Annotated in this window: 24 protein-coding genes; 12 read left to right on the top strand and 12 right to left on the bottom strand. The window is 60.3% G+C overall.

What is annotated here, in order from left to right:
* Positions 1-104: 104 nt before the first annotated feature.
* The gene (locus tag ACM6HV_RS01015) at positions 105-623 is read right to left on the bottom strand and encodes a cupin domain-containing protein (RefSeq protein WP_414903032.1); all 519 of its coding nucleotides are present in this window, start codon (positions 621-623) and stop codon (positions 105-107) included.
* Between the two features lie 215 nt (positions 624-838).
* Positions 839-1,657 carry a shikimate 5-dehydrogenase gene (locus ACM6HV_RS01010; RefSeq protein WP_414903030.1) on the bottom strand — a complete coding sequence of 273 codons (819 nt, stop codon included), beginning with the start codon at positions 1,655-1,657 and terminating at the stop codon, positions 839-841.
* A 257-nt stretch (positions 1,658-1,914) separates the two neighbouring features.
* Here ACM6HV_RS01010 and ACM6HV_RS01005 point away from each other — a divergent pair, with 257 nt between their 5' ends.
* The 3 genes from ACM6HV_RS01005 to ACM6HV_RS00995 all read left to right on the top strand — a co-directional run bounded on the left by ACM6HV_RS01005 (position 1,915) and on the right by ACM6HV_RS00995 (position 2,974).
* On the top strand, positions 1,915-2,265 hold the full coding sequence (locus tag ACM6HV_RS01005) for a hypothetical protein (RefSeq protein ID WP_007965394.1): 351 nt from the start codon (positions 1,915-1,917) through the stop codon (positions 2,263-2,265).
* Between the two features lie 229 nt (positions 2,266-2,494).
* Positions 2,495-2,689 carry a hypothetical protein gene (locus ACM6HV_RS01000; protein WP_025108897.1) on the top strand — a complete coding sequence of 65 codons (195 nt, stop codon included), beginning with the start codon at positions 2,495-2,497 and terminating at the stop codon, positions 2,687-2,689.
* A gap of 102 nt (positions 2,690-2,791) precedes the next feature.
* Complete coding sequence (locus tag ACM6HV_RS00995; protein WP_041074091.1) at positions 2,792-2,974, top strand: hypothetical protein; 183 nt, start codon at positions 2,792-2,794, stop codon at positions 2,972-2,974.
* Here the strand turns inward: ACM6HV_RS00995 and ACM6HV_RS00990 are convergent.
* Positions 2,971-4,032 carry an AI-2E family transporter gene (locus ACM6HV_RS00990; protein ID WP_041074089.1) on the bottom strand — a complete coding sequence of 354 codons (1,062 nt, stop codon included), beginning with the start codon at positions 4,030-4,032 and terminating at the stop codon, positions 2,971-2,973. The two genes, ACM6HV_RS00995 and ACM6HV_RS00990, sit on opposite strands and share 4 nt — an antisense overlap.
* A 249-nt stretch (positions 4,033-4,281) precedes the next feature.
* On the opposite strand from ACM6HV_RS00990, the gene yegQ reads away from it, so the two are divergent.
* Entirely contained in the window at positions 4,282-5,625 is a 1,344-nt protein-coding gene (yegQ, locus tag ACM6HV_RS00985; RefSeq protein WP_414903026.1) for a tRNA 5-hydroxyuridine modification protein YegQ, read from the top strand.
* A 216-nt stretch (positions 5,626-5,841) separates the two neighbouring features.
* On the opposite strand, the gene ACM6HV_RS00980 is transcribed toward yegQ, so the two are convergent.
* On the bottom strand, positions 5,842-6,072 hold the full coding sequence (locus tag ACM6HV_RS00980; protein ID WP_414903024.1) for a hypothetical protein: 231 nt from the start codon (positions 6,070-6,072) through the stop codon (positions 5,842-5,844).
* A 92-nt stretch (positions 6,073-6,164) separates the two neighbouring features.
* Positions 6,165-6,878 carry a FadR/GntR family transcriptional regulator gene (locus ACM6HV_RS00975; RefSeq protein ID WP_145596511.1) on the bottom strand — a complete coding sequence of 238 codons (714 nt, stop codon included), beginning with the start codon at positions 6,876-6,878 and terminating at the stop codon, positions 6,165-6,167.
* 368 nt (positions 6,879-7,246) lie between these two features.
* Here ACM6HV_RS00975 and ACM6HV_RS00970 point away from each other — a divergent pair, with 368 nt between their 5' ends.
* A complete protein-coding gene (locus tag ACM6HV_RS00970) occupies positions 7,247-8,593 on the top strand; it encodes an MFS transporter (RefSeq protein WP_414903021.1) in 1,347 nt (448 codons plus the stop codon).
* A gap of 34 nt (positions 8,594-8,627) precedes the next feature.
* On the top strand, positions 8,628-9,971 hold the full coding sequence (gene gudD / locus ACM6HV_RS00965; RefSeq protein ID WP_414903019.1) for a glucarate dehydratase: 1,344 nt from the start codon (positions 8,628-8,630) through the stop codon (positions 9,969-9,971).
* A gap of 130 nt (positions 9,972-10,101) precedes the next feature.
* Here the strand turns inward: gudD and ACM6HV_RS00960 are convergent, their stop codons facing one another.
* Positions 10,102-10,974 (bottom strand): LysR family transcriptional regulator, encoded by an 873-nt coding sequence (locus ACM6HV_RS00960; RefSeq protein ID WP_414903017.1) that lies wholly within the window; start codon positions 10,972-10,974, stop codon positions 10,102-10,104.
* Between the two features lie 160 nt (positions 10,975-11,134).
* Between ACM6HV_RS00960 and ampC the strand changes: the two genes are divergently transcribed.
* Entirely contained in the window at positions 11,135-12,301 is a 1,167-nt protein-coding gene (gene ampC / locus ACM6HV_RS00955; RefSeq protein ID WP_414903015.1) for a class C beta-lactamase, read from the top strand.
* Between the two features lie 136 nt (positions 12,302-12,437).
* Here ampC and ACM6HV_RS00950 read toward each other — a convergent pair whose 3' ends face one another.
* Positions 12,438-13,010 (bottom strand): DUF4174 domain-containing protein, encoded by a 573-nt coding sequence (locus tag ACM6HV_RS00950; RefSeq protein ID WP_414903013.1) that lies wholly within the window; start codon positions 13,008-13,010, stop codon positions 12,438-12,440.
* Positions 13,011-13,219: 209 nt separating this feature from the next.
* On the opposite strand from ACM6HV_RS00950, the gene ACM6HV_RS00945 reads away from it, so the two are divergent.
* Positions 13,220-13,693 (top strand): GNAT family N-acetyltransferase, encoded by a 474-nt coding sequence (locus ACM6HV_RS00945; protein WP_414903011.1) that lies wholly within the window; start codon positions 13,220-13,222, stop codon positions 13,691-13,693.
* Between the two features lie 80 nt (positions 13,694-13,773).
* Here ACM6HV_RS00945 and ACM6HV_RS00940 read toward each other — a convergent pair whose 3' ends face one another.
* The 3 genes from ACM6HV_RS00940 to ACM6HV_RS00930 form a co-directional block, all read right to left on the bottom strand.
* Complete coding sequence (locus ACM6HV_RS00940; protein WP_414903009.1) at positions 13,774-14,559, bottom strand: sulfite exporter TauE/SafE family protein; 786 nt, start codon at positions 14,557-14,559, stop codon at positions 13,774-13,776.
* A 208-nt stretch (positions 14,560-14,767) separates the two neighbouring features.
* Positions 14,768-15,982, bottom strand: a complete 1,215-nt coding sequence (locus ACM6HV_RS00935; RefSeq protein ID WP_414903007.1) for an MFS transporter — start codon at positions 15,980-15,982, stop codon at positions 14,768-14,770.
* Positions 15,983-16,157: 175 nt separating this feature from the next.
* Positions 16,158-16,907 (bottom strand): hypothetical protein, encoded by a 750-nt coding sequence (locus ACM6HV_RS00930; RefSeq protein WP_414903005.1) that lies wholly within the window; start codon positions 16,905-16,907, stop codon positions 16,158-16,160.
* A 359-nt stretch (positions 16,908-17,266) separates the two neighbouring features.
* Here ACM6HV_RS00930 and ACM6HV_RS00925 point away from each other — a divergent pair, with 359 nt between their 5' ends.
* From ACM6HV_RS00925 to ACM6HV_RS00915, 3 genes are all read left to right on the top strand, one after another.
* Positions 17,267-18,415, top strand: coding sequence for an aldose epimerase family protein (locus tag ACM6HV_RS00925; RefSeq protein ID WP_414903003.1), 1,149 nt, complete (start codon positions 17,267-17,269; stop codon positions 18,413-18,415).
* Between the two features lie 206 nt (positions 18,416-18,621).
* Positions 18,622-19,443 (top strand): aldo/keto reductase, encoded by an 822-nt coding sequence (locus ACM6HV_RS00920; protein WP_414903001.1) that lies wholly within the window; start codon positions 18,622-18,624, stop codon positions 19,441-19,443.
* A 28-nt stretch (positions 19,444-19,471) separates the two neighbouring features.
* Positions 19,472-19,942 (top strand): DUF1810 domain-containing protein, encoded by a 471-nt coding sequence (locus tag ACM6HV_RS00915; protein ID WP_414902999.1) that lies wholly within the window; start codon positions 19,472-19,474, stop codon positions 19,940-19,942.
* On the opposite strand, the gene ACM6HV_RS00910 is transcribed toward ACM6HV_RS00915, so the two are convergent.
* The gene (locus ACM6HV_RS00910; RefSeq protein ID WP_414902997.1) at positions 19,907-22,267 is read right to left on the bottom strand and encodes a DNA polymerase II; all 2,361 of its coding nucleotides are present in this window, start codon (positions 22,265-22,267) and stop codon (positions 19,907-19,909) included. The genes ACM6HV_RS00915 and ACM6HV_RS00910 overlap by 36 nt on opposite strands.
* A gap of 329 nt (positions 22,268-22,596) precedes the next feature.
* Between ACM6HV_RS00910 and ACM6HV_RS00905 the strand changes: the two genes are divergently transcribed.
* Positions 22,597-23,037 carry a CBS domain-containing protein gene (locus tag ACM6HV_RS00905; RefSeq protein ID WP_041074056.1) on the top strand — a complete coding sequence of 147 codons (441 nt, stop codon included), beginning with the start codon at positions 22,597-22,599 and terminating at the stop codon, positions 23,035-23,037.
* 92 nt (positions 23,038-23,129) lie between these two features.
* On the opposite strand, the gene ACM6HV_RS00900 is transcribed toward ACM6HV_RS00905, so the two are convergent.
* Complete coding sequence (locus ACM6HV_RS00900; protein WP_041074054.1) at positions 23,130-23,753, bottom strand: glutathione S-transferase N-terminal domain-containing protein; 624 nt, start codon at positions 23,751-23,753, stop codon at positions 23,130-23,132.
* Between the last annotated feature and the right edge of the window lie 44 nt (positions 23,754-23,797).

The raw sequence follows: 23,797 nt of genomic DNA, 5'->3' as shown, positions 1-23,797 counted from the left end.
TTGCTCGCGAATGTGGTGTGTCATTTAGCAATGATGTGAATGACACATTGCATTCGCGAGCAAGCTCGCTCCCACAGGGGCTGCACCAAGCCGAAGGTCTCTATTTACTCACCATCCCAATAATCCACCCCATCCGCCTGCCGCGCCACGGCGACAAACCCTGATGCATTGCCCTCGGCATCAACCTTGAAGTTGTCCATCACTGCGTATTTGTTGGAGTCCGGGTATTCGCAGATATCCGGTTGCTGCTGGGTGCTGACCGCCAGGTAACGCAGTTCCGCTTCGCTGGTATTGATGATTTGATGCGCCGTCTCCGGGCCGCCCGGCGGGCAGGCGATCACGTCGCCCGCGCGAATCGGAAAGCGTTCGGCCCCCAAGCGCACCTCGCCCTCCCCGGCCACCACATAGAACATCTCTTCATTGACCCGGTGGCTGTGAAACGGACTGCCGCGCATGCCTGGCGGCAACGCGTACAACCGATAGCCGAGTTTCTGCGCACCGAGCTGCTGGCCTACCCGCGCCATGCGCTGCTGATAACGCCCGGCGGTTTCGCCTTCCGGGGCCAGGGCTTCGGGTAAGGGTTCGAGTTCGACCTGATGCAGGTTGAGAATGGGTGGGGGCATGGCGGGCCTCGGTCACGGTTTTGTGGGTGGCAAGTCTGGGCTGGCTGGGGAGGCAGTATAGGCATGGATGTCTGGCTTGAGACCGTGGTGCATCCTTCGCGAGCAGGCTCGCTCCCACAGAGGATCTACAGCGAACACACAATCTGTGCATGACAAAAATTCAACTGTGGGAGCGAGCCTGCTCGCGAAGAGGCCCGCCCAGCCAGCACAACTCATCAGCTCCGGGCAAACGCCACCGCCGCCGCAAACTGCTCTTCAGTCGGCCGCACGCCCGTGTACAGCACAAACTGCTCCAGCGCCTGGATCGCAATCACCTCCAGTCCGGTAATCACTTTCTTGCCCTCGGCCCGGCCGCGCACGATCAGCGGTGTTTCCGACGGAATCGCCACGACATCGAACACGATCCCGGCTGCCTGGATCACTTCAGGCTCAAACGCCAGTTGCCCCGCCTCCGGCCCGCCGTCCATGCCCACCGGGGTGACGTTGATCAGCATCTGCGGACGCTCTTCACCCAACTCGGCCCGCCAGCGGTAACCCAGCGAATCCGCCAATGCCTGGCCGGCGCGCTCGTTACGCGCCACGATCAGTCCATTCTTGTAGCCACCATCACGCAGGGCGCTCGCCACGGCTTTGGCCATGCCGCCGCTGCCACGCAGGGCGAACGTCGTATCCTTTGGCACCGCGTGGGTTTCCAGCAATTGCGCGATGGCGATGTAGTCGGTGTTATAGGCCTTGAGGTGACCATGGGTGTTGACGATGGTGTTGATCGACTGGATCGCCGCCGCCGACGCATCCAGCTCATCGACCAGTGCGATGCACGCTTCCTTGAACGGCATCGACACGCCGCAACCGCGAATCCCCAAGGCACGAATGCCGCCGACCGCCCCCGGCAAATCCTGACTGCTGAACGCCTTGTAATAGAAGTTCAGGCCCAACTGCTCATACAAATGGTTATGGAACCGCAGACCGAAATTCCCCGGGCGCCCCGACAGGGACATGCACAGCTGGGTGTCTTTGTTGGGATTCATCTGCATGAAACTTCTCCTTCAAAACGGACTTTCGGATGGACGGAGTTAGCCATTCCATCGGGTTCTGGACGATCATAAGCGCCTGTCTGCAACGGGCCGCGAGCCCCTTTGACCCACCGGTAAAGAAGCCGGTACAGACCTTACACAAAATTTACCCAGCGGCTGTGCTGATTTTCAGAATTTCGCTGTCATAGAAGTATCCCCGCGACAACTTTGGGCCTGGTGCAGGCCCGGACGCCGGGTCGAAGAACCGAGGAATTATCATGATTCGTAAACTCCCCATCGTGGCCTTGTTGATTGGTGCATTCGCGATCACAGGTCAGGCAGAAGCCCACGGCGGTGGCTGGCAGGGTCCGGCCGTGTTTGGTGCGATCGTCGGCTCGGCCATCATCGGCTCGGCACTGATCAACCAGGACCGGCCGGTCTACGTGCAACAGCCTGTTTACGCTCAACCGGCACCGGTTTATGTGCAACAACCGCCGCCACCGGTCTATTACCAGCCGGCCCCGGTTTACGTGCAACAACCGGTCTACGTGCCTGGCCCGGTCTACTACGGCCCACCACGCGGCTATTACGGCCGGCCACACGGCTACTACGGTGGCCCGCGCTGGTAATCGCCAACAAACAGCCCCGCTTTATAGCGGGGCTTTTTTATGACCGTCGGTCGGGCAGAGTCTGAAAAAATCTCGCCAAGGTCGCTGTGAGGACAGTTCCAGCGGCTAAAGTCGGCATGATGGACTTGACCGCTGGGGGCAAAACACAGAACGGTCATCGATTTGTCATGACGGAACCGCAATCTGAATCCGTCCGTAAACAACAGGTTGATAACAACAAGGACGACCCATGCCTACTCAAAATCCGCACCGCATCGTCGGCCTGTGCACTTCAAGCAAGGTGTACAGCGCGCTGACCGAACTCAAACACCTGGAAGGCCACCGCTGCGCCAAATTCCTTTCGCTGCTGGCGGAGAACCTGGTGCACAAGGGCCTGCTCAATGAGCGCGAAGTGGTGCACATGCTCGACCAGGTTGTCGACTGACCCCGTCCTCACTGTTATCAATGACCACTATCGAAAGCGTTGATTGTCCCTGAGCACAGCGAATCCCTAAGGTAGCTCCACAGATTGATGGAGGTACTGGTCATGGCTCAGGTTCAAATCATGTCGGTCATCGGCAGCGCTGTTCCCGCATCGCTCAGAGCGTCGGGATTGCTCGCCTGCTGGTATCTGGTGCGCGACGGTGAGCCCATCAGCGGCCCGCTGACTTCGCTCCCGGCAGCGCAGGCACTGTCGCAGAAAATCGTCAGCGCGCCGTTCCACGCTTAAGGCAACTGGACTTTCGGTTTGGTCTCGATGAACAACGCCCAACTGGACATGAACAGCGCCGCGATCAGCGGCCCGATCACGAAACCGTTGAGGCCGAACACTGCGAGGCCGCCGAGGGTCGAGATCAGAATCATGTAGTCGGGCATGCGCGTGTCTTTGCCGACCAGAATCGGGCGCAGCACGTTGTCCACCAGACCGATCACAAATACCCCGAACAGCCCCAATACCACGCCCTGCCAGATCATCCCGCTGAGCAGGAAGTACACCGCCACTGGCGCCCAGACGATTCCCGCGCCCACCGCCGGCAACAGCGACAGAAAGCCCATCAGCACCGCCCAGAGCAACGCGCTGGGGATGTCGAGAAACCAGAAAATCGCCCCGCCCAATGCGCCCTGAGTGACCGCCACCACCAGGTTGCCCTTCACCGTCGCACGTACCACCCGGTTGAACTTCAACTGCAAACGGCGTTTATGGGTCTCTTCCAGCGGCACTGCGGTGCGTACCTTGCGTACCAGTTCGGCGCCATCGCGCAGAAAGAAGAACAGCAGGTACAGCATGATGCCGAAGCTGACCACAAACTCGAATGTGCCCTGGCCGAAACTGAAGGCCTGACTGGCCAGCACCTGACTGCCCTGCATCGACGCCTTGACGATTTTCTCGCGCAGACCGTTGAGTTCGCCCATGCCGAAGCGATCGAGCAAATGCTGAAAGTAAGGGGGCAAGCTGTGTTTGAACTGTGCCAGGTAGGCACCGATGTCCAGTTGACCGCTTTCGATGTTGTTGTACACCGTCGCGCCTTCCTGAACCAACAGGATGCTGAGAATGATCACCGGAAGAATCGCGATCACCAGACAAATGCCCAGCGTGCAAAGCGCGGTCAGGTTGCGCTGCCAGCCGAATTTGAGCTGTAACTTGCGCTGCATCGGCGCAAACAGAATGCCGAGAATCACCGCCCAGAACACCGCACCGTAGAACGGCAGCAGGATCCAGATGAAGGCGACCGTCACCAACAGCAACAGCACGGTGAGGGATTTGAATTGCAGCGTTTTTTCGTTCATGTCCGATCCATGTCAGCCAGGCGTCATGCACGCCTCGAACCTTAGTCCACCGGGGCGCGCACGAGTGCCATCTTTGTTCATGGAGCATAGATCGCCTGGTAGAAGCAGCTCGCTGCACCTGATGCAGCGGGACCTTGTCATGGTGCCGGCGCGGCACAGATCAGCGGCACCCGCGCAAAGATAGATCCAGATCAATAAACCGCACTTGCCGCTGCACTACCCTGCCGCGCTTTTGCGACCGATGCCGCCATGATCCCTGACCTCCCCCTCGCCGCCCCGGAGCTGCTGGCCCCCGCCGGCACCCTGAAGAACATGCGTTATGCCTTCGCCTACGGCGCCGATGCGGTCTACGCCGGCCAGCCGCGCTACAGTCTGCGGGTGCGTAACAACGAGTTCGACCACGCCAACCTCGCCCTTGGTATTCGCGAAGCGCAGGCCCAGGGCAAGCGCTTCTACGTGGTGGTCAACATCGCCCCGCACAATGCCAAGCTGAAGACCTTCCTCAAGGACCTGGCGCCGGTGATCGAGATGGCGCCGGATGCCCTGATCATGTCCGACCCGGGCCTGATCATGCTGGTGCGCCAGCATTTTCCGCAGATGCCGATCCACCTTTCGGTGCAGGCCAACACGGTGAACTGGGCGAGCGTCGAGTTCTGGCAGCAACAAGGTCTGAGCCGGATCATCCTGTCGCGGGAATTGTCGCTGGAGGAAATCGCTGAAATCCGCGAACAGGTGCCGGGCATGGAACTGGAAGTGTTCGTCCACGGCGCGCTGTGCATGGCTTACTCCGGGCGCTGCCTGTTGTCGGGCTATATGAACAAGCGCGACGCCAACCAAGGCACCTGCACCAACGCCTGCCGCTGGAAATATTCAGCGCAGGAAGCCACGGAAAACCAGCTCGGCGAGATCGTGCAGACCTTCCAGCCCGAGCCGACCCTGGGCATTGGCGCGCCGACCGATCAGGTGTTCCTGCTGCAGGAAGCCAATCGTCCCGACGAGTTGATGCCGGCGTTTGAAGACGAGCACGGCACCTACATCATGAACGCCAAGGATCTGCGCGCGGTGCAGCACGTCGAACGGCTGACGCGCATGGGCGTGCATTCGCTGAAGATCGAGGGTCGCACCAAGTCGCACTTCTATTGCGCGCGCACCACCCAGGTCTATCGCCGGGCAATCGACGATGCCGTAGCCGGGCGCGAGTTCGATCGCAGCCTGATGACCGACCTCGAATCACTGGCCCAGCGCGGCTACACCGAAGGTTTCCTGCGACGGCATGTGCATGACGAATACCAGAATTATCAGAACGGCAGCTCGGTGTCGGAACGTCAGCAATTCGTCGGCGAACTGACCGGCCAACGCCGTGACCGGTTGGCCGAGGTCAAGGTGAAAAACCGGTTTGCACTGGGCGACCACCTGGAACTGATGACGCCCAAGGGTAATTTCCACTTTGATCTGCACCAGTTGCAGAGTGCCAAGGGTGAGGCGATCGAGGTGGCACCGGGGGATGGGCACACGGTGTACCTGCCGATTCCGGATGCGGTGGATTTGCGCTTTGGGTTGCTGATGCGTGATGTAGCTGCCAATCCGGATTGAGGACACGAAACACCTTGTAGGTGTCACTGATCTTCAGCGACATTGCGGCCGCCATCGCTGGCAAGCCAGCTACCACAGGGGTTGTGTTGAACACAAAATCCCATGCCACCAACAACTACTATGGGAGCGGGCTTGCCCGCGAAGAGGTCGGCATGAACAAAACACCTCGCCACTGACGACCAAAAAAAAAACCCGGCACCAGAGCCGGGTTTTTCACTACCGGCGATCATCCGACAACGGCGTCGGCTCATCCGCCGGCGGCACATCATCGTCCACCGCCGGGTCCTTCCAGTCTTCCGGCCGATCGGCATCACTCAACGGATCACGCCCGGGACTCATGCCCGGTGGCGCATCGTGATCGGCCAGTGTCGGCTCATCCGTGCCGGGCACCGAACGGGTCGGATCGGTCGGCAGCACACCACCCTGAAACAGCAAATCATTAGCCATGACACACCTCACCAAGGAGGTCCGGAAAACCCGGGCCATACCGCTTGGAAGCTGGCCTGCGCGGGCCGTGCCATCGAGCAGACCAACGGCAATCAGCCCTGCGCACCGAAGCGGTCGCGGCTGTTGGTCAGGTGCAGCCACATCGCCGCGCGCGCTGCGTCCGGGTCCTGGCGCTTGATCGCATTCAGGATCGCTTCGTGCTCCAGATGCGCCAACTGCCCCAGCTTGCTCAGATCCGCCGCCCCACGCTCGGCCGCGTTGAGCCGCTGACGCGGAATCATCGCGCTGCCCAGATGCTGCATGATTTCGCTGAAGCAGACGTTGCCGGTGGCTTCGGCGATCAGCAGATGAAAACGGCGATCCGCCTCGACGCAACTGTCGTTGCTGTCCAGCAGACGCTGATAGTCATCCAGCGCCTGGCGCATGTGCAGCAATTGTTGTTCGCTGCGCCGTTGCGCGGCCAATGCGGCGGCCTGAGTTTCCAGGCCCATGCGCAATTCAAGAATGCTGCGCACGCCGAGTGCGGTGTCGACATTCAGGCGCAAGCCCTGTTCGGCAGCGCGTTCGATGACGAAAGTGCCGATGCCGTGCCGCGTCTCCACCAGCCCTGACGCCTGCAACTTGGATATCGCCTCGCGCACCACCGTGCGACTGACGCCGTGCTCCTGAACGATGGCGTTCTCCGACGGCAGCTTGTCGCCGGGCGACATCTGGCCGAGCAGGATGCTCTGGGTGAGTTTCTCCACCAGATCATAGGCGAGGTTGTGCGCACGTTTGGGCGCGGGAGCGTCAAGGTCTTCTTGCATGATCAATTCCGGTCATCGGGGCTTGCCGATCGTAGCACTGCGCGGTGGCTGACGAGATTGATTTTAGTCTTGGAACAGCTAACAACTTGTATGACAACATTCAAGAAAACAGGAAATATAGGATTCCCGGCAGACACAGGAACAAAGGCGGATAGCAGTTTCATTAACACTGACAACCAGCCAAACCTCCATAAAACCCCGACAAACAGGGATCATCTGACAAAAAAGCAATAAAAAACCTGCCCGCCAGAAAAAATTAATCACCACACCCCACTTGTAGGACAAAAAATCTCAGTTGTATGATGTCTATCAACAACGCAGCACCCCAGTCCTACCCCGCATAAAAATAATCAGTGGGAGAAAACCAAGTGAAAACCTCCGTCTCCGGGATCAACGAGGGCGTCGATTCGACACTCGCGTCCGCCATCTCGAAAGTGAAACGCCACGTCCTGCCGCTCTTCGTGATCATGTTCATCGTCAATTACATTGACCGGGTGAACATCGGTTTCGTCCGCACTCACATGGAACATGACCTGGGCATCGGGGCGGCCGCCTACGGCTTCGGCGCCGGTCTGTTCTTCATCGGGTACGCGCTATTCGAAGTGCCCTCCAACATACTCCTGCAAAAAGTCGGCGCGCGTATCTGGCTGACCCGCATCATGCTCACCTGGGGCCTGGTCGCCGCCGGCATGGCATTCATCCAGAACGAAACGCACTTTTACATCCTGCGCTTTCTGCTTGGCGTGGCCGAGGCCGGATTCTTTCCCGGGGTGATCTACTACTTCACCCGCTGGCTACCCGGCGCCGAACGCGGCAAGGCCATCGCGATTTTCCTCAGTGGTTCGGCGGTGGCCTCGCTGATCTCCGGCCCATTGTCCGGCCTGCTGTTGCAGATCAACGGCCTGGGCATGCACGGCTGGCAATGGATGTACTTCATCGAGGGGATGTTCTCGGTCGGGCTGTGCGTGTTCGTCTGGTTCTGGCTCGACGCCAAACCTCACGACGCGAAATGGCTGACCCGCGCCGAACAGGACGCACTGGTCAGCGCCATCGACGATGAACAGAAGGCCCGCGAAGCCGCGACGCCGATCCGCCCATCGATGGGCAAACTGCTCAAGGACCGGCAAATCATCCTGTTCTGCCTGATCTACTTTTTCATTCAGCTGACCATCTACGCCGCGACGTTCTGGCTGCCGAGCATCATCAAGAAAATGGGTGAGATGAGTGACTTCCAGGTCGGGCTGTTCAACTCGATCCCGTGGTTGCTGTCGATCATCGGCATGTACGCCTTCGCCGCTTTCTCGGCCAAGTGGAAGCACCAGCAAGCCTGGGTCGCCACCGCGTTGTTGATCGCCGCAGCAGGGATGTTCATGTCCACCACCGGCGGGCCGATCTTCGCCTTTGTCGCGATCTGTTTTGCCGCGCTGGGCTTCAAGTCCGCCTCATCGTTGTTTTGGCCGATTCCGCAGGCCTATCTGGATGCACGGATCGCCGCGGCAGTGATCGCACTGATCAACTCGGTAGGCAACCTCGGCGGCTTCGTCGCGCCGACCACCTTCGGCCTGCTCGAAGAACACACTGGTTCGATTCAGGGCGGCCTCTATGGCCTGGCCGCGACCTCGATCATCGCCGCGATCATCGTCTTCGCTGCACGAACCACCCCGAAACCTGCTGCTGACCTTGCCGTGGCCGAAGCCGCGCCGAAGCACGCATGACTTCCTTTTTAAAGATGCTGACAAGGATAAAAACATGACCGCACACGACACTGCCAAAGCGCCAATCATCACTGAAATGCAGGTGATTCCCGTGGCCGGCCACGACGGCATGCTGCTCAACCTGAGCGGCGCCCACGGGCCGTTTTTCACCCGCAATATCGTCATTCTCAAGGACAACGCCGGCCACACTGGCGTCGGTGAAGTGCCCGGTGGCGAGCGCATCCGCCAAACGCTGGAGGACGCCCGCAGCCTGGTGCTCGGCAGCACAATCGGCAACTATCAGAAGATCCTCAATCAGGTGCGCCAGACCTTCGCCGAGCGTGATGCCGGCGGCCGTGGCCTGCAGACGTTCGACCTGCGCATCACCATCCACGCGGTCACCGGACTCGAAGCCGCCCTGCTCGACTTGCTCGGCCAACACCTCGACGTGCCGGTCGCGGCGCTGCTCGGCGAAGGCCAGCAGCGCGATCAAGTGAAGATGCTCGGTTATCTGTTCTACGTCGGTGACCAGCGCGAAACCAGCCTCGCCTACCGCAGCGAACCGGACGCCGATAACGACTGGTTCCGCGTGCGTCACGAAAAGGCCATGAGCGCCGAAGCGGTGGTGCGCCTGGCTGAAGCGGCCCAGGCGAAATACGGTTTCCAGGACTTCAAACTCAAAGGCGGCGTGCTTAGCGGCGACGCGGAAATCGAAGCCGTGACGGCACTGGCCGAACGCTTTCCCGAGGCGCGCATCACGCTTGATCCAAACGGCGCCTGGTCACTGAAGGAAGCGATCCGTCTGTGCCGCGATCAACATAAGGTGCTGGCTTACGCCGAAGACCCGTGCGGTGCGGAAAACGGTTACTCGGGGCGCGAAGTCATGGCCGAGTTCCGCCGCGCCACCGGGCTGAAGACGGCGACCAACATGATCGCCACCGACTGGCGCGAGATGGGCCACGCCATTCAGCTGCAGTCGGTGGATATCCCGCTGGCCGACCCGCACTTCTGGACCATGCAAGGCTCGGTGCGTGTCGCGCAACTGTGCCACGAGTGGGGACTGACCTGGGGCTCGCACTCCAACAACCACTTCGATATCTCTTTGGCGATGTTCACCCATGTCGCGGCCGCGGCACCGGGCGACATCACCGCCATCGACACGCACTGGATCTGGCAGGACGGCCAGCGCCTGACCCAGGCACCGCTGCAAATTGTCGACGGTTGCGTGCAAGTGCCGCAGAAACCGGGGCTGGGCGTGGAGCTGGACATGGACCAAGTGGCCAAGGCTCATGAGCTGTATAAAGGCATGGGCCTCGGCGCGCGGGATGACAGCGTGGCGATGCAGTTTTTGATTCCGGGGTGGACGTTCGATAACAAGCGGCCGTGTCTGGTGCGTTGAACAGTGATCTGCAGTCCACTGCCGTCCCTGTGGGAGCGAGCCTGCTCGCGAATGCGGTAAAACAGCCAACATTTTTGTCGTCTGACACACCGCTTTCGCGAGCAGGCTCGCTCCCACAGGGGGATTTGTTTCAAGCCGAGAGGTGTACCAGCCACTGTTTGAACGCCGTCATCGCCACCGTCTCCGGCCGTGACTGCAGGCGCGTCAGCCAATAACTGCCGGTGGTGATTTCAATCGCAAACGGCTGACGAATCACATCCGCCGCCAATTGCCGGGCGAACATCAGCGGCGGTGCCAGCGCTACGCCGCTGCCCTGCAGCGCGGCCTCCATCATCGCCAGCGACGAGTCAAACACGATGCTCTGCGGCGGCGCGGCGTGGGTCACCAGACCGGCGGCGTGAAACCACTGCGGCCATTCATCGGTGCGATACGAGCGCAGCAAACGCTGCTGCAACAGGTCACCCGGGGATTGCAACTGCCGGGCAATTTCCGGCACGCACAACACCGACAGTGGCGCCTCAAGCAAGCGCGTGGCCTCGATGCCATGCCACGCCCCGGCACCGAAACGAATCGCGTAATCCAGGCCTTCGGCGGCGACATCGACCCGGTTGTTGTGAGTCGACAGCCGCAAATCTATGAGCGGATGTTTCGCCTGGAAGTCTGCCAGCCGTGGCAGCAGCCAACCGACCGCAAAGGTTCCGACGGCTCCCACGGTCAGCATTTCCCGATACTGACCGCCGGCCAGCCGCTCAAGCAACTGCGCGATGTGATCGAACGAAGTGGTCAGAACGGGCAACAGGGTCTCCCCTTCACTGGTCAGCATCAGCCCACGGGGCAGGCGTTTGAACAGGGTGACGTTGAGTTGCGCCTCAAGGCTTTTGACCTGATGGCTCACCGCCGCCTGGGTCACGCATAACTCCACGGCGGCGCGGGTGAAGCTCAAATGACGCGCAGAAGCTTCAAAAGCGCGCAGTGCATTGAGCGGCAATTGAGGTCGAATCATGCCAATTCCCAAATTTTTCTAATGGCTCATGCGAGATTTCATCGTTTGTCGATCATCGCCGGACTGCCTAAATTGACGGCGCTGATCAGTCGCCCAACAAGAAGATCGCCCGCAGTGTAGCGGGATATCACCCTCAACACTCATGGAGAGTGGGTCACACATGTCCTTCATCAACCCGAGCAAAGTCAATATCTGCAGCGCATTTGGCGTGATTTTCGCTGCTACCACGTGCATGGCCGCCACACCCAGCGACGAGCAATTGCAAGCCCTGGTAAATAAAGCCGTCGCCCCGGTGATGCAGCAACAACAGGTTCCGGGCCTGGCCGTGGCTGTCACCGTCCACGGCCAACCGCATTACTTTAATTACGGCGTCGCCGCCAAGGATACCGGGCAGAAAGTCAGCGAAAACACCCTGTTCGAAATCGGCTCGGTGAGCAAAACCTTCGCCGCGACCCTGGCGGGCTATGCGCAGGCGACGGGCAAACTGGAACTGTCGACCACGGCCAGCCAGATCTGGCCAGAGCTCAAGGGCAGCGCCTTCGATGGCATCAGCGTGCTGCAACTGGGCACCTACAGCGCTGGTGGCCTGCCGCTGCAATTCCCTGACCAGTGGGATTCGGCGGACAAGATGCTCGACTATTACCAACAGTGGAAACCGAGCTTCCCGGCCGGTAGCCAGCGTCTTTACTCCAACCCGAGCCTGGGCCTGTTCGGCTATCTGGCCGCCAAGACTCTTGGCCAGCCCTATGATCAGGCGATGAGTGAAACCCTGCTGCCGAAACTGGGCCTGCAACACACCTATCTGCAAGTGCCGAAAGCGCAAATGAGCCTGTATGCACAGGGCTACGACAAGAACAACCAACCGGTGCGCGTCACCCCGGGCGCGATGGATGCGCAAGCCTATGGCGTGAAAACCAGCGCCGCCGACATGCTGCGTTACGTTCAGGCCAACCTGAAACCGGCAAGCCTCGATACTCCACTGCAACAAGCCATCGCCAACACCCACACCGGTTACTACAGCGTCGGTGACATGACTCAGGGCCTGGGTTGGGAGATGTACCGTTACCCGATCAGCCTCGACCGCTTGCTGGCCGGTAACAGTACGGAAATGGCCATGCAGCCGCATAAGGTGAAGTGGCTCAACCCGCCGCAACCGCAGGCGGATAATGTGCTGCTGAACAAGACCGGGTCTACGGGTGGCTTTGGCAGTTACGTGGCGTTTGTGCCGTCGAAGGATGTCGGTGTGGTGATTCTGGCGAACAAGAACTTTCCGATTCCGGAGCGGGTGAAGATTGCTCACACGATCCTCAGCGCTTTGACCGACTGAAAATCAAATGATCGCCGCCTGCGGCAGCTCCTGCACCGGCCCCATGTAGGCGCTGCCGCAGGCTGCGATCTTTTTGGCGGGCAATAAAAATGGGCGACCTGTAGAGGTCGCCCATTTTTTGATTCAGGCCATGCCATCAATCATCCGGCATTTCCGGTGGCTTGCTCGGTTTCGCCGGTTTGCTCGCCTTGGCGCCCTTCTCGCCTTTCTTGGCTGCCGGCTCGGCTGTGGTGGCCTTGGTTTCAGCGACCGTCGGTGCGCTGATTTCTTTCTCGCTCGCCGGCAGCGCATCAACGGTGTCGAAGATTTTCTTCAGGTCCACCGATTTCGCTTCATCGCCCGAGGCCGAGAGTTTGGTCTCGCCATCCTTGCCCAACAAGAACACTTTCGGGTACGCCCCTGCACCGAGTTTCAGCGAGCGCAACAGGGCCATGGTGTCCTGCTGGCCAAGGTCCTTGCCGTCGAGCTGACCGGCCATATTGAGGATGGTGTAGACCTTGATGTTGCGGTCAGTCAAACCTTTCTTGTTCGCCGGATCTTCCAGCGACTTTTTCAGTCCCACCCACACGGGGTCGACGGTGCTTTGTGCGATCACGATCAACGGTCGGGCCCGTCCCATATCCCCGGCTATGGGCGAATCGTTGTCAGCGGCGAACAAGGGACCGGCAATCGCCAGCAAGAGTGTCAGGGTCAGTGACCTGATGAGCATGCGCATCTCCTTTTGATATCCACGCTCTAATGATTGCGCATCTCGGCGATTGTTCCGGACCTGTGCCCGGCAAATATGTTTCGCCTTGTCAGAAGCTTAGGTCAGCCGCGTCATTGCGCAACCGCATCGGCGTAATCGTGACGCGGATTTGATTACCTTTTATGCGCGCATTAGGCTGGCTGTTCCGCCCATGAAAAGGAGTTCAGCCCATGCACATCGGCTACCTGTGTGATCACCCGCATTTGATTGAGGAACTGGCCGAACTCAATTTCAAGGAATGGGGCGAATTCCGCGACGGCGATACCCTTGAAGCCCGCACCGAGCGGATGCGCGCCGCCTGCGGCAAGGGTGCGGTTCCCAGCGTGGTGGTGGCCATTGAAGACGGCCGATTGCTCGGTGGCGCGCTGTTGATCGACAGCGACATGAAGATCCGCCCGCAACTGACGCCGTGGCTGGCGGGGGTTTATGTGAAGGCCGAAGAACGCGGGCGCGGGATTGCTTCGCAACTGGTCAACAGGATCGTCGCCGAAGCGGCGACGCTTGGAGTGACTGAGTTGTATCTGTACACCGACGCTGCGCAATCGCTGTATGCGAGGTTGGGTTGGGAGGTGGTCGAGGATCTGGTCTACGAGGATTTGCCGGTGACCGTCATGAAATTCAACATCCTTCATACCCCAGTGTAGGAGCTGCCGCAGGCTGCGATCTTTTGATCTTGATTGTAAAAACGAAGATCAAAAGATCGCAGCCTGCGGCAGCTCCTACATCAGAACGCCAGTTTGTAGCCGATCAACAGCAGCATGGTCGCCAGGCACGGGCGCAGCAATTCATCGGAAATGCGCCCGGTCAGGTGGCTGCCGAGCCAGATGCCTGGCAACGAACCCATCAGCAGAAAACCCAGCACGCCCCAATCCATGTTGCCCATGCTCGCATGGCCCAGACCTGCAACCAGGGTCAGCGGCACGGCGTGGGCAATTTCGGTGCCGACCAGACGCCGGGTTGGCAGCAGTGGATAGAGAATGAACAACGCGACCGTGCCGAGGGCGCCGGCGCCGATCGAGGTCAGGGCGACCATGGTGCCGAGAATCAGACCGGTGATCAAGGTCATTACGTTCAGGCGCGCGCCGCTCGGGTTGTAGTTGCCGCCCGCGCGGTTATGGGCGAATTCCAGCAGGCGCTTCTTGAACAGAATCGCCAGCGCGGTGGCGAACAACACCCAGCCCAAGGCTTGCTTGATGATCGCGTTCATCGCCTCGGGCGCGGTGTGCAGACTGCTGAGAAACCACAAGGTCAGGGCGACTGCCGGCACGCTGCCAAGGGTCAGCCAACCGGTGATGGCCCAGTCGATGTTGTTGTTCTTCTTGTGAACCAGCACGCCACTGGATTTGGTGATGGCCGCGTACAACAGGTCAGTACCCACCGCGGTTGCCGGGTTGATACCGAACCACAGCAGGATCGGCGTCATCAACGAACCGCCGCCGACACCGGTCATGCCGACAATAAAACCCACCACCAGCCCGGCGATGACCAGGCCGAAATTTGCCAATTCCATTAAGACGTCCAGAAAAACGACAGGAAAAATCTGGCCCGCAGCATAGCGATTTTTCATATAACCACATATATCAATGCGGTCTATCGTTATGCCAGATTCCTACATCTAACACTGTAGGAGCTGCCGGAGGCTGCGATCTTTTGATCTTGATTAAAAGACAAAATCAAAAGATCGCAGCCTCCGGCAGCTCCTACAGTGGAGGTGTGGTTCAGTGCACGCGGCGGCCCGGTTTGAAACTGTGATGCCGGTTGATCCACACCGTCGCCAGCGCAATCAGCGACAGGATCAACAGCGCCCACGGAAACGACATCGCTCCCGCCCGATCCAGCAGCAACCCGCCAAACAGGCCGCCGCCGGCAATTGCCACGTTCCAGGACGTGGTGAGCATTGCCTGCACCACGTCCACATGCTCGCCAGCCGAATCCGCCGCAGCCGTCAGCAGCAACGTTGCCGAGCCGCCGAATGACAGGCCCCACACCGCCATGCAGGTGTAGATCAGCCACGGCGACGCAGACATCAACGCCAGCACCAGTGCAGTCACGGCAAACACCGCGAGGCTGATCAGGGTCAGCCAGCGCAGCCAGCGATCCACCAGCACGCCGATGATCCAGATTCCGACCAGCGAACACAGACCAAACACCAGCAGCACCAGATCGACACGCTCGGCCAGCCCGGCCTGCATCAGGAAAGGCGCAATGTAGGTGTAGAGAATGTTGTGCCCGAGCATCCAGGTCAGCACCACGAACAGCACCGGCCGCACGCCCGGCAGGCGCAATGACTGCAGCAACGGCAGGCGTTCGGCACTGGCCTGGCCCGGACGATCAGGCACCGCCAGCACAATCCACGCCGCCAGCACCAATGCCAGCGCCGACATGATCCCGAACGACGCGCGCCAGCCGATCAGGTTACCCAGCCACGTCCCCGCCGGGGTACCCAGCGACAGCGCCACCGGGGTGCCCAGCATCGCGATTGCCAGCGCCCGCCCCTGCTGGTGCACCGGCACGATCCCGCGGGCGTACCCGGCCATGATGCCCCACGACAGCCCTGCGGCCATCCCGGCGAGAAACCGCGACGCGAGGGTCAGGCCGTAATGGCTGGAGAACGTGGTCACGGTGTTGAACAGCAGGAAACCGCCGACCGTCATCAGCAGCACCCGGCGCCGTGGCCAGCCCTGGGTGGCCACGGTCAACGGAATCGCCGCGACAATCGAACCCAGCGCATACAGCGTCACCAGTTGCCCGGCGAGCACTTCACTGACGCCGAGCCCGGCGCCGATCTGCGGCAGCAGCCCGGCCGGCAGAGTTTCGGTGAGGATGGCGATGAAGCCGGTCATGGCGAACGCCAGTAACGCGGCGTACGGCAGTTTTTCTGTACGAGCGACGCGGTCGATGCGGTTGAAGTCGGTGCTTGCGGAGTCGGTCATGACAGGTGCAGCTCCCTTTGGATCAATAGTAGCGATTGATTGTATACAAAATCCAACTCACAATTTGATCAATGTGGGAGCGAGCCTGCTCGCGAATGCGGTGGATCTATCAGAGATTCAGCGCCTGGCAGATCGCTTTCGCGAGCAGGCTCGCTCCCACATTGGATCTCCGCACTTACTGCACCGGGAGGAAATTCAGGAACAGCAAGCTCTGCGCGTAATTCAGGCCAATACGCCGGTAACGCTCATCGAGCATCTGCGTCAGCAAGTCGAGCCGCGCGACGATCTTGCCGAACTCGGTGGCGAAACTCAGGTTGCTGCCCTCCTCCGAGATTTCATTGGAGAACAGCAGTGGCTGGCCTTCCTTGTTCTGGCGCTGGGCCAGGATCCACGTGGCTTTCTCGATGTTGCGCGCGGCGTTGTGGACGAAGGTCGGGTTGATTGCGTCGGTCATGTAGAACTCGACGCGGTTGCCGTGGGCGGTGACCAGCATGCTGCCGATGGCATAGATAAAGGCGCCGACCCGATCCCCAAGAAACTCCGGACTCATCGCATAGCTGAGCGCCGCCAGATCCTTGCGCCCGCCCAGCACCGGCAACGGTTGCTGCTGCTCGACCGCCAGGCGCACCTGTTTCACCGCGGTGTTGATGTCGAGGAACCCCGATTTGCGCAGTTCTTCCGGGTTGCGCAAATACAGCTTGCCCATCAACCGATAAAGACTGTTGAGGTTGTCGCGCATCGCCAGCGTGGCCATGCGGTCGACGCTGGTCTGCAGGAATTCCTGCGGTTGACCGTCACGCATCTGAGCGATGAACCCATTGCCGTCCTGATGCGTGCAACCGCTGACAAACAGCGATGACAGACAGGCCAGCAACAGGCACGGGCGGTGAACAAATCGGGCGATCTGATGAAAAACTCTCGGCATGAATTCTCGAACAGGCACATTCCCGTGCGGCGGGCGTCGCCGCATCCTGGCCAAGGATAGAGCCGGCAATTGCAAAAAAGTGCAGTGGCGGATCTGCCCGGTTGATTGGCGGCGAATGAGCGCCAAGCTAATTAGTCAGTCTTTATTGTTGAAATACACGTTCAATCAGCTATAAATCTTTTCCACACGCGTAAATAGATTGACTAGTTCCGTGTAGGAGCTGCCGAAGGCTGCGATCTTTTGATCTTGATCCTGAAAAACAAAAGTCAAAAGATCGTCCGAACGCGGCCCGAGCCTTCGGCAGCTCCTACAGGGGAATTGTGGTGTTTTCAAAACAACAACAAAAAGGAAGGTCAACCATGCTTCAATCCCGTCACCTGCTCTCCGGCCTCGGACTGTCCCTGATGATCGCCACCCTCTCCGCCAACGCAGCCGGCCTGACCGCCGAACACAAAGCCTTTGGCAAAACCAATGACGGCACGCCCGTCGAGCAGTACATCCTGCGCAACAGCCATGGCATGCAGGCGACCGTCATCACCTACGGCGCCACCCTGCAATCGCTGCTGGTGCCAGACAAGCACGGCAAAGCCGCTGACGTGGTGCTCGGTTTCGACGACGTGCAGGGTTACCAGAAAGGCACGGCGTATTTCGGCGCGACCATCGGCCGTTTCGGCAATCGCCTGGCCGAGGGTGCATTCGAACTCGACGGCAAGCGCTATCAAGTGCCGCAGAACGACAAGTCCAACGCCTTGCATGGCGGCACCCAGGGTTTCGACAAGAAAGTCTGGAAAGCGCAGGAAACCAAGGACAAGGATTCCGTCGGCGTGACCCTCACCTATCTGTCGGCGGACGGTGAAATGGGCTTCCCCGGCAATCTCACCACCGAAGTGACCTACCGCCTGACCGACAGCAACGAGTTGCGCATCGACTACAAGGCCAGCACCGATAAACCGACGGTGCTGAACCTGACCAACCACAGCTACTTCAACCTCGCCGGCGCCGGCAATGGCGACATCCTCAAGCAGGTTGCCACCTTGCACGCCAGCCATTACACCCCGGTCACCGGCAAACTGATCCCGACCGGCGAACTGGCGCCCGTGGCCGGCACGCCGATGGATTTCACCCAGCCCACTGCCATCGGCACCCACATCAAGGCTGATCACCCGCAGCTGAAATTCGCCGAACCGAAACAGGGCGGCTTTGATTTCAACTGGGTGCTGGACACAAAAGGTGATGTGAGCAAAGTCGCCGCCGAGGTCAGCGATCCGCAATCCGGACGGCATCTGCAGCTGTTCACCAGCGAGCCGGGCGTGCAGTTCTACACCAGCAACTTCCTCGACGGCACAGTCAAAGGCAAGGGCGGCAAGGTCTATCCGCACTGGGGCGCGTTTACCCTGGAAACGCAGCACTATCCGGATGCGCCGAATCAGCCGGACTTCCCAAGTACGCGTCTCGATCCGGGGCAGGCTTATACACAAAGCGTCGTCTTGAAATTCACCACAAAATAACTGACCTCACGCATCTCCTGTGGCGAGGGAGCTTGCTCCCGCTGGACTGCGCAGCAGGCCCCTGCTTTCCAACTGAATGAAAAGCGAGGGCCGCTTCGCGCCCCAGCGGGAGCAAGCGCCCTCGCCACAGGTTCATCCCCATCCATTGGAACCCCTGCGCTATCCTGCTGCCCACTAAGGTATGACCATCAGCACAGGAGGTTTGAATGCGTACCCTTGAACTGGCAGGCGTGCAGGTTCCAGTGATCGGCCAGGGCACCTGGCGCATGGGCGAAGACCGCTCGGCGCACTCGCGTGAAGTGTCCGCGCTGCGCCAAGGCATCGAACTGGGCATGACCCTTATCGATACCGCAGAAATGTACGCCGAAGGCGGTGCCGAATCTGTCGTCGGCGAAGCCATCGCCGGCCTGCGCGATCAGGTGTTTCTGGTGAGCAAGGTCTATCCGCACAACGCCAGCCGCAAAGGCATTCCGCAAGCCTGCGAGCGCAGTCTGCGCCGGCTCGACACCGATTACATCGACCTCTATCTGCTGCACTGGCGCGGCCAGTATCCGCTGGAAGAAACCGTCGAAGCCTTCGAACGCCTGCGCGAGGACGGCAAGATCGGCCGTTGGGGCGTGTCGAACTTCGACGTCGATGACCTCGAAGAGCTGGCCAATCCGGCCTGCGCCACCAATCAGGTGTTATACAACCTGGAAGAGCGCGGCGTCGAATTCGACTTGCTGCCATGGTGCCAACAGCAACGCATGCCGTTGATGGCGTACTGCCCGATCGGTCAGGGCGGTGCGATGCTGGCTGAACCGGTGCTGAACACGATTGCCACTCGTCACAAGGTGACCCCGGCACAGGTTTCACTGGCGTGGATTCTGCGTCAGGATGGTGTGATTGCGATTCCCAAGGCTGTGCGACCGGAACACGTGCAACTCAATGCACAAGCGGCGCAGTTGCAACTGGATGCCGGGGATCTGGCGGCGCTGGATCAGGTATTCAAAGCGCCACAACGCAAGCAACGGCTGGCGATGGTCTGAGTCGCTGGCCGTTGGCGAGGGCTTCGTCATGAGAAGCACTGATCAGTACGATCCGTTCAATCTGCAGCGTTTCGTCCAGGCGCAGGATCCGGTGTTCGAACGGGTTCAGCGCGAACTCGATGAGGGGCGCAAACGCAGTCACTGGATGTGGTTTGTGTTCCCGCAGTTCGCCGGGCTGGGTGGCAGCGAGATGTCTCGACGCTTCGCCATTCAGTCAGCCGAAGAGGCGCAGGCCTATCTGGCCCACGACCTGCTTGGCGCACGGCTGCGCACCTGCACGCAACTGGTGCTGAACATCCGCCAGCGCTCGATTGCCGAGATTTTCGGCCATCCTGACGACCTGAAATTCCACTCCTCGATGACCCTGTTTGCGCAGTTCAGTGCCGACGACTGCCCGTTCGCTCAGGCCCTGGAGCGCTACTTCCACGGCATCCTCGACGAATGGACGTTGCAGCTACTGGACTCAAAACAAGCCCAGTTGCCCCCCGATCAGGGTTGAAAAATCGTCATCGACGAACGGCAGAATTGCATCCGCCACCGGTTGCAGTTGGCGAGTGATGTAGTGGTCGTAGTCGATCGCGGCGCGGCGCACTTCCAGCGGTTCCGGCCCGGCCAGGGTGATGACGTAACTGATCCAGCCGCCATTCTGGTACTGCCGCGGGCGACCCTGCTGCGCGTTGTAATCATCGGCCAGCCGCGCCGCCCGCACATGCGGCGGCACGTTGCGTTCGTAGTCGTCGAGGGTGCGGCGCAGGCGCTTGCGGTAGACCAGTCGTTCATCGAACTCGCCGGCCAGGGTTTTGCGCACGTAATCGCGCACGTAATCCTGATACGGCTTGCGCTGGAAGATCCGTTCGTAGAGTTCCTGCTGAAACTGTCGGGCCAGCAGCGACCAGTCGGTGCGCACGGTCTCCAGGCCTTTGTAGACCATTTCTTCACTGCCGTCGGCGCGGGTCACCAGTCCGGCGTAGCGTTTCTTGCTGCCCTCCTCGGCGCCGCGAATGGTCGGCATCAGAAAGCGTTTGTAGTGGGTTTCGTACTGCAATTCGAGGGCGCTTTGCAGGCCGTATGCTTCCCGCACGTGCTCGCGCCACCAGTCGTTGACGTGCTTGACCAGCGCCTGGCCGATCTGCGCCGCCTCCTCCTGACCGTGCGCGCGACGCAGCCAGACGAAGGTTGAGTCGGTATCGCCGTAGATCACCGCATGGCCCTGCGCTTCGATGAGCTGGCGCGTGCGCAGCATGATCTCGTGGCCGCGCAGGGTGATTGATGATGCCAGGCGCGTATCGAAAAACCGGCAGCCGCTGGAACCGAGCACGCCGTAGAACGCGTTCATGATGATCTTCAGCGCCTGCGACAGTGGCGCGTTGTGCTCGCGTTTGGCGGTCTCGCGACCTTCGGCGACCCGCGCGACAATCGACGGCAAGCAATGTCGGGTGCGCGAGAAACGCGCGCCGCGAAAACCCGGAACCGAATCGGCATCGTCCGGGTGCTGCAAACCTTCGATCAGCCCCACCGGGTCGATCAGAAAGGTGCGGATGATCGATGGGTACAGGCTCTTGTAATCAAGCACCAGCACCGACTCGTACAGCCCCGGCTGTGAATCCATGACGAAGCCGCCCGGGCTGGCCTGCGGCGGATTGGTGCCCAGGTTGGGCGCTACGAAACCCTGGCGATGCATCAGCGGCATATACAAGTGGGTGAACGCCGCCACCGAGCCGCCGCTGCGGTCCGCCGGCAGGCCAGTGACGCTGGCGCGTTCCAGGAGAAACGTCAGCAGCTCGGTCTTGGCGAAGATCCGCGTGACCAGTTCGCAGTCCTTGAGGTTGTACTTGGCCAGCGCCGGTTTGTCCTCGGCGAACATGCGGTTGATTTCGTCCATGCGCTGGTATGGGTTGTCGATCGCCTTGCCCTCGCCAAGCAGGGTCTGGGCGACGTTTTCCAGGCTGAACGAAGGGAAACTCCAGGTCGCCGAACGCAGCGATTCGATGCCATCGATGATCAGCCGCCCTGCTGCCGAGGCAAAGTAGTGCGTGCGGCTGCCGTGTTCGCGCCACTGCATCTCTTCGCCGCCACGGCCGATTTTCAGCGGCACGCCGAGGCGCCGCGCGTGTTCGTGGAGGATGCGCAGGTCGAACTGCACGACATTCCAGCCGATGATCGCGTCGGGGTCATGCCGGGCGAACCAGTCGTTGAGCTTTTTGAGAAGGACGGTGCGTGAGTCGCAGTATTCAAGGTCGAAGTCGACCATGCTCGCATCACCGTTCGGTGCGCCGAGCATGTACACCTGACGCTGGCCGCAGCCTTCCAGGGCAATGGAATACAGCTCGCCGGTTTCGGTGGTTTCGATATCCAGCGAGACCAGCCGCAGTTGCGGTCGGTAGTTGGGTTCGGGTTTCAGTTGGGCATTGAGCAAGACGCCGTCGTCATCGGCACTGCCACTGAACAGCACCGGCGCGGTGATGAAGCGCTCCATCAGGTAGCGTTCCGGCGGACGCACGTCGGCTTCAAAGACGTCGACCCCAGCGCGGTTGAGCGCGGTTTCCAGGCGCATCAATTGACCGTGTTGCTGGCAATACAGGCCCAGCACCGGGCGATGTTCGAAATCCTGCAGGGCCAGCGGGCGCAGTTCGACATTCTTTTCATCGTGCAGCAGACGTTCGGCCGCTTCGCGTTGTGCAGCGGGGATAAACGCCACTGACGTCTGCGGCGCCAGACGCACACGGCGCGGCCCGGCGTCGGTCGCCAGCCAGAACTCGACTTCGGTGCCGGCCGGGGTATCGCGCCAATGCCGGGTCAGGACGAAGCCCTGCTGTAAATCCACCACTGCAACCTCAGAAATTGAATCAGAGGGGCATTCTACGCTGCCATTCAGGGGATAACCCCATCCCCTGTGGCGAGGGAGCTTGCTCCCGCTCGGCTGCGCAGCAGTCGCAAAACCAGGCAATGCCGTGCATCAGGCAAACCGAATTCTCAGGGTTTGGGCCTGCTACGCAGTCCAGCGGGAGCAAGCTCCCTCGCCACGGGTTAGAGGTAAGCCCGAAAAAACCGGCAAATGACGTTTTTTGCGTGCTATCTGCCGCTTTGCCACCTTGCCCTGCACGCCAGCGTCTACGATGCTTGGAGAACAACGACAACACCTGAGTAACCACCATGAAGACCGTCGCCCAACTGCTCAAGCTCAAAGATCAGAAAAATCAGGAAGTGCATCAGATCAAACCCGATCACATGGTGCTCGAAGCGCTGATGAAGATGGCCGAAAAAAACGTCGGGGCCCTGTTGGTGGTGGAAGACGAAAAAGTGGTCGGCATCATCAGTGAGCGTGATTACGCGCGCAAACTGGTACTGCACGGGCGCTCCTCGGTCGGTACACCGGTGCGCGACATCATGGTCAAGGATGTCATCACCGTGGACACCCACCAGACCGTCGACACCTGCCTGGGCATCATGTCCGACAGACGCCTGCGCCACTTGCCGGTGGTGGAGAACGGCAAACTGATCGGCTTGCTGTCGATCGGCGACCTGGTGAAAGAGGCGATTGCCGAACAGGCCGAGCTGATCAAGCAGCTGGAGCAGTACATTCGCGGGGAATAATCCCCAAGATCAAAAGATCGCAGCCTCCGGCAGCTCCTACAGAGAACAGTGTAGGAGCTGCCAGAGGCTGCGATCTTTTGATCTTTACACTCTTAAACCGGCCAATGCCGGGCAAACACCGGCGCCAGCACCGGGTGCCGGTCAATGCGCTGCAACCACGCGTAGAACCCGGGGCGGGTCTGGCGCAGGTGCTCGCGACTCCCCGACCAGCGCGTCACCACCGCTGCCAGCACGTCCAGGGCGCCGGGCGTCTCGTCGTCCAGGTACAACTCGGCGGAAAACTGGTCGGCAAACACTTCCCAACTCCAGTGCAAGCGCTCGCGGGCACCGGCCATCAGATTCTGTCGTGAGGCTTCGTCCGGCATCACCAGCCAGCGTTCGGGGTAATCGATGACGCCGATGGCCGCGTAGCAATTGCTTGCGATGTAGACCATGCCGCGAATCGCCTGATCGCGATCAGTGGCCTCGGCCGGCAACAGGCCGAATCCGGGAAAGCGCAGGCCCAGGTGAATCAGAATCGCCACACTCTCGGTGATCGCACTGCCATCGGGCAACTGCAGGGTCGGCACCTGTTTCAGTGGATTGAGGCGCGCCAGGGCTTCGGCCGCCTCGCTCGAAGCTTCGATATCGATGAAGCGATAGGCGATCTGGCATAACTCCAGCGCTGCTTCGATGGCTGCAGCACCCGAATTGCGATGTCCGTACAGTTGATACATGCCCCCTCCTCGATCTCGACGGATCTGTGTAGCCCTATTTATAG

The sequence above is a fragment of the Pseudomonas sp. IT-P260 genome, from assembly GCF_949768395.1.
GTDB classification, from domain to species: domain Bacteria; phylum Pseudomonadota; class Gammaproteobacteria; order Pseudomonadales; family Pseudomonadaceae; genus Aquipseudomonas; species Aquipseudomonas parakoreensis.
Note: the sequence above shows the minus strand (reverse complement) of the source record. Positions and strands in the feature narration are given on the sequence as shown.

Coding starts and splice junctions, on each gene's coding strand:
- ACM6HV_RS01015 (WP_414903032.1), bottom strand. CDS start 623: ATGCCCCCACCCATTCTCAACCTGCATCAGGTCGAACTCGAACCCTTA.
- ACM6HV_RS01010 (WP_414903030.1), bottom strand. CDS start 1,657: ATGCAGATGAATCCCAACAAAGACACCCAGCTGTGCATGTCCCTGTCG.
- ACM6HV_RS01005 (WP_007965394.1), top strand. CDS start 1,915: ATGATTCGTAAACTCCCCATCGTGGCCTTGTTGATTGGTGCATTCGCG.
- ACM6HV_RS01000 (WP_025108897.1), top strand. CDS start 2,495: ATGCCTACTCAAAATCCGCACCGCATCGTCGGCCTGTGCACTTCAAGC.
- ACM6HV_RS00995 (WP_041074091.1), top strand. CDS start 2,792: ATGGCTCAGGTTCAAATCATGTCGGTCATCGGCAGCGCTGTTCCCGCA.
- ACM6HV_RS00990 (WP_041074089.1), bottom strand. CDS start 4,032: ATGAACGAAAAAACGCTGCAATTCAAATCCCTCACCGTGCTGTTGCTG.
- yegQ (WP_414903026.1), top strand. CDS start 4,282: ATGATCCCTGACCTCCCCCTCGCCGCCCCGGAGCTGCTGGCCCCCGCC.
- ACM6HV_RS00980 (WP_414903024.1), bottom strand. CDS start 6,072: ATGGCTAATGATTTGCTGTTTCAGGGTGGTGTGCTGCCGACCGATCCG.
- ACM6HV_RS00975 (WP_145596511.1), bottom strand. CDS start 6,878: ATGCAAGAAGACCTTGACGCTCCCGCGCCCAAACGTGCGCACAACCTC.
- gudD (WP_414903019.1), top strand. CDS start 8,628: ATGACCGCACACGACACTGCCAAAGCGCCAATCATCACTGAAATGCAG.
- ACM6HV_RS00960 (WP_414903017.1), bottom strand. CDS start 10,974: ATGATTCGACCTCAATTGCCGCTCAATGCACTGCGCGCTTTTGAAGCT.
- ampC (WP_414903015.1), top strand. CDS start 11,135: ATGTCCTTCATCAACCCGAGCAAAGTCAATATCTGCAGCGCATTTGGC.
- ACM6HV_RS00950 (WP_414903013.1), bottom strand. CDS start 13,010: ATGCTCATCAGGTCACTGACCCTGACACTCTTGCTGGCGATTGCCGGT.
- ACM6HV_RS00945 (WP_414903011.1), top strand. CDS start 13,220: ATGCACATCGGCTACCTGTGTGATCACCCGCATTTGATTGAGGAACTG.
- ACM6HV_RS00940 (WP_414903009.1), bottom strand. CDS start 14,559: ATGGAATTGGCAAATTTCGGCCTGGTCATCGCCGGGCTGGTGGTGGGT.
- ACM6HV_RS00935 (WP_414903007.1), bottom strand. CDS start 15,982: ATGACCGACTCCGCAAGCACCGACTTCAACCGCATCGACCGCGTCGCT.
- ACM6HV_RS00930 (WP_414903005.1), bottom strand. CDS start 16,907: ATGCCGAGAGTTTTTCATCAGATCGCCCGATTTGTTCACCGCCCGTGC.
- ACM6HV_RS00925 (WP_414903003.1), top strand. CDS start 17,267: ATGCTTCAATCCCGTCACCTGCTCTCCGGCCTCGGACTGTCCCTGATG.
- ACM6HV_RS00920 (WP_414903001.1), top strand. CDS start 18,622: ATGCGTACCCTTGAACTGGCAGGCGTGCAGGTTCCAGTGATCGGCCAG.
- ACM6HV_RS00915 (WP_414902999.1), top strand. CDS start 19,472: ATGAGAAGCACTGATCAGTACGATCCGTTCAATCTGCAGCGTTTCGTC.
- ACM6HV_RS00905 (WP_041074056.1), top strand. CDS start 22,597: ATGAAGACCGTCGCCCAACTGCTCAAGCTCAAAGATCAGAAAAATCAG.
- ACM6HV_RS00900 (WP_041074054.1), bottom strand. CDS start 23,753: ATGTATCAACTGTACGGACATCGCAATTCGGGTGCTGCAGCCATCGAA.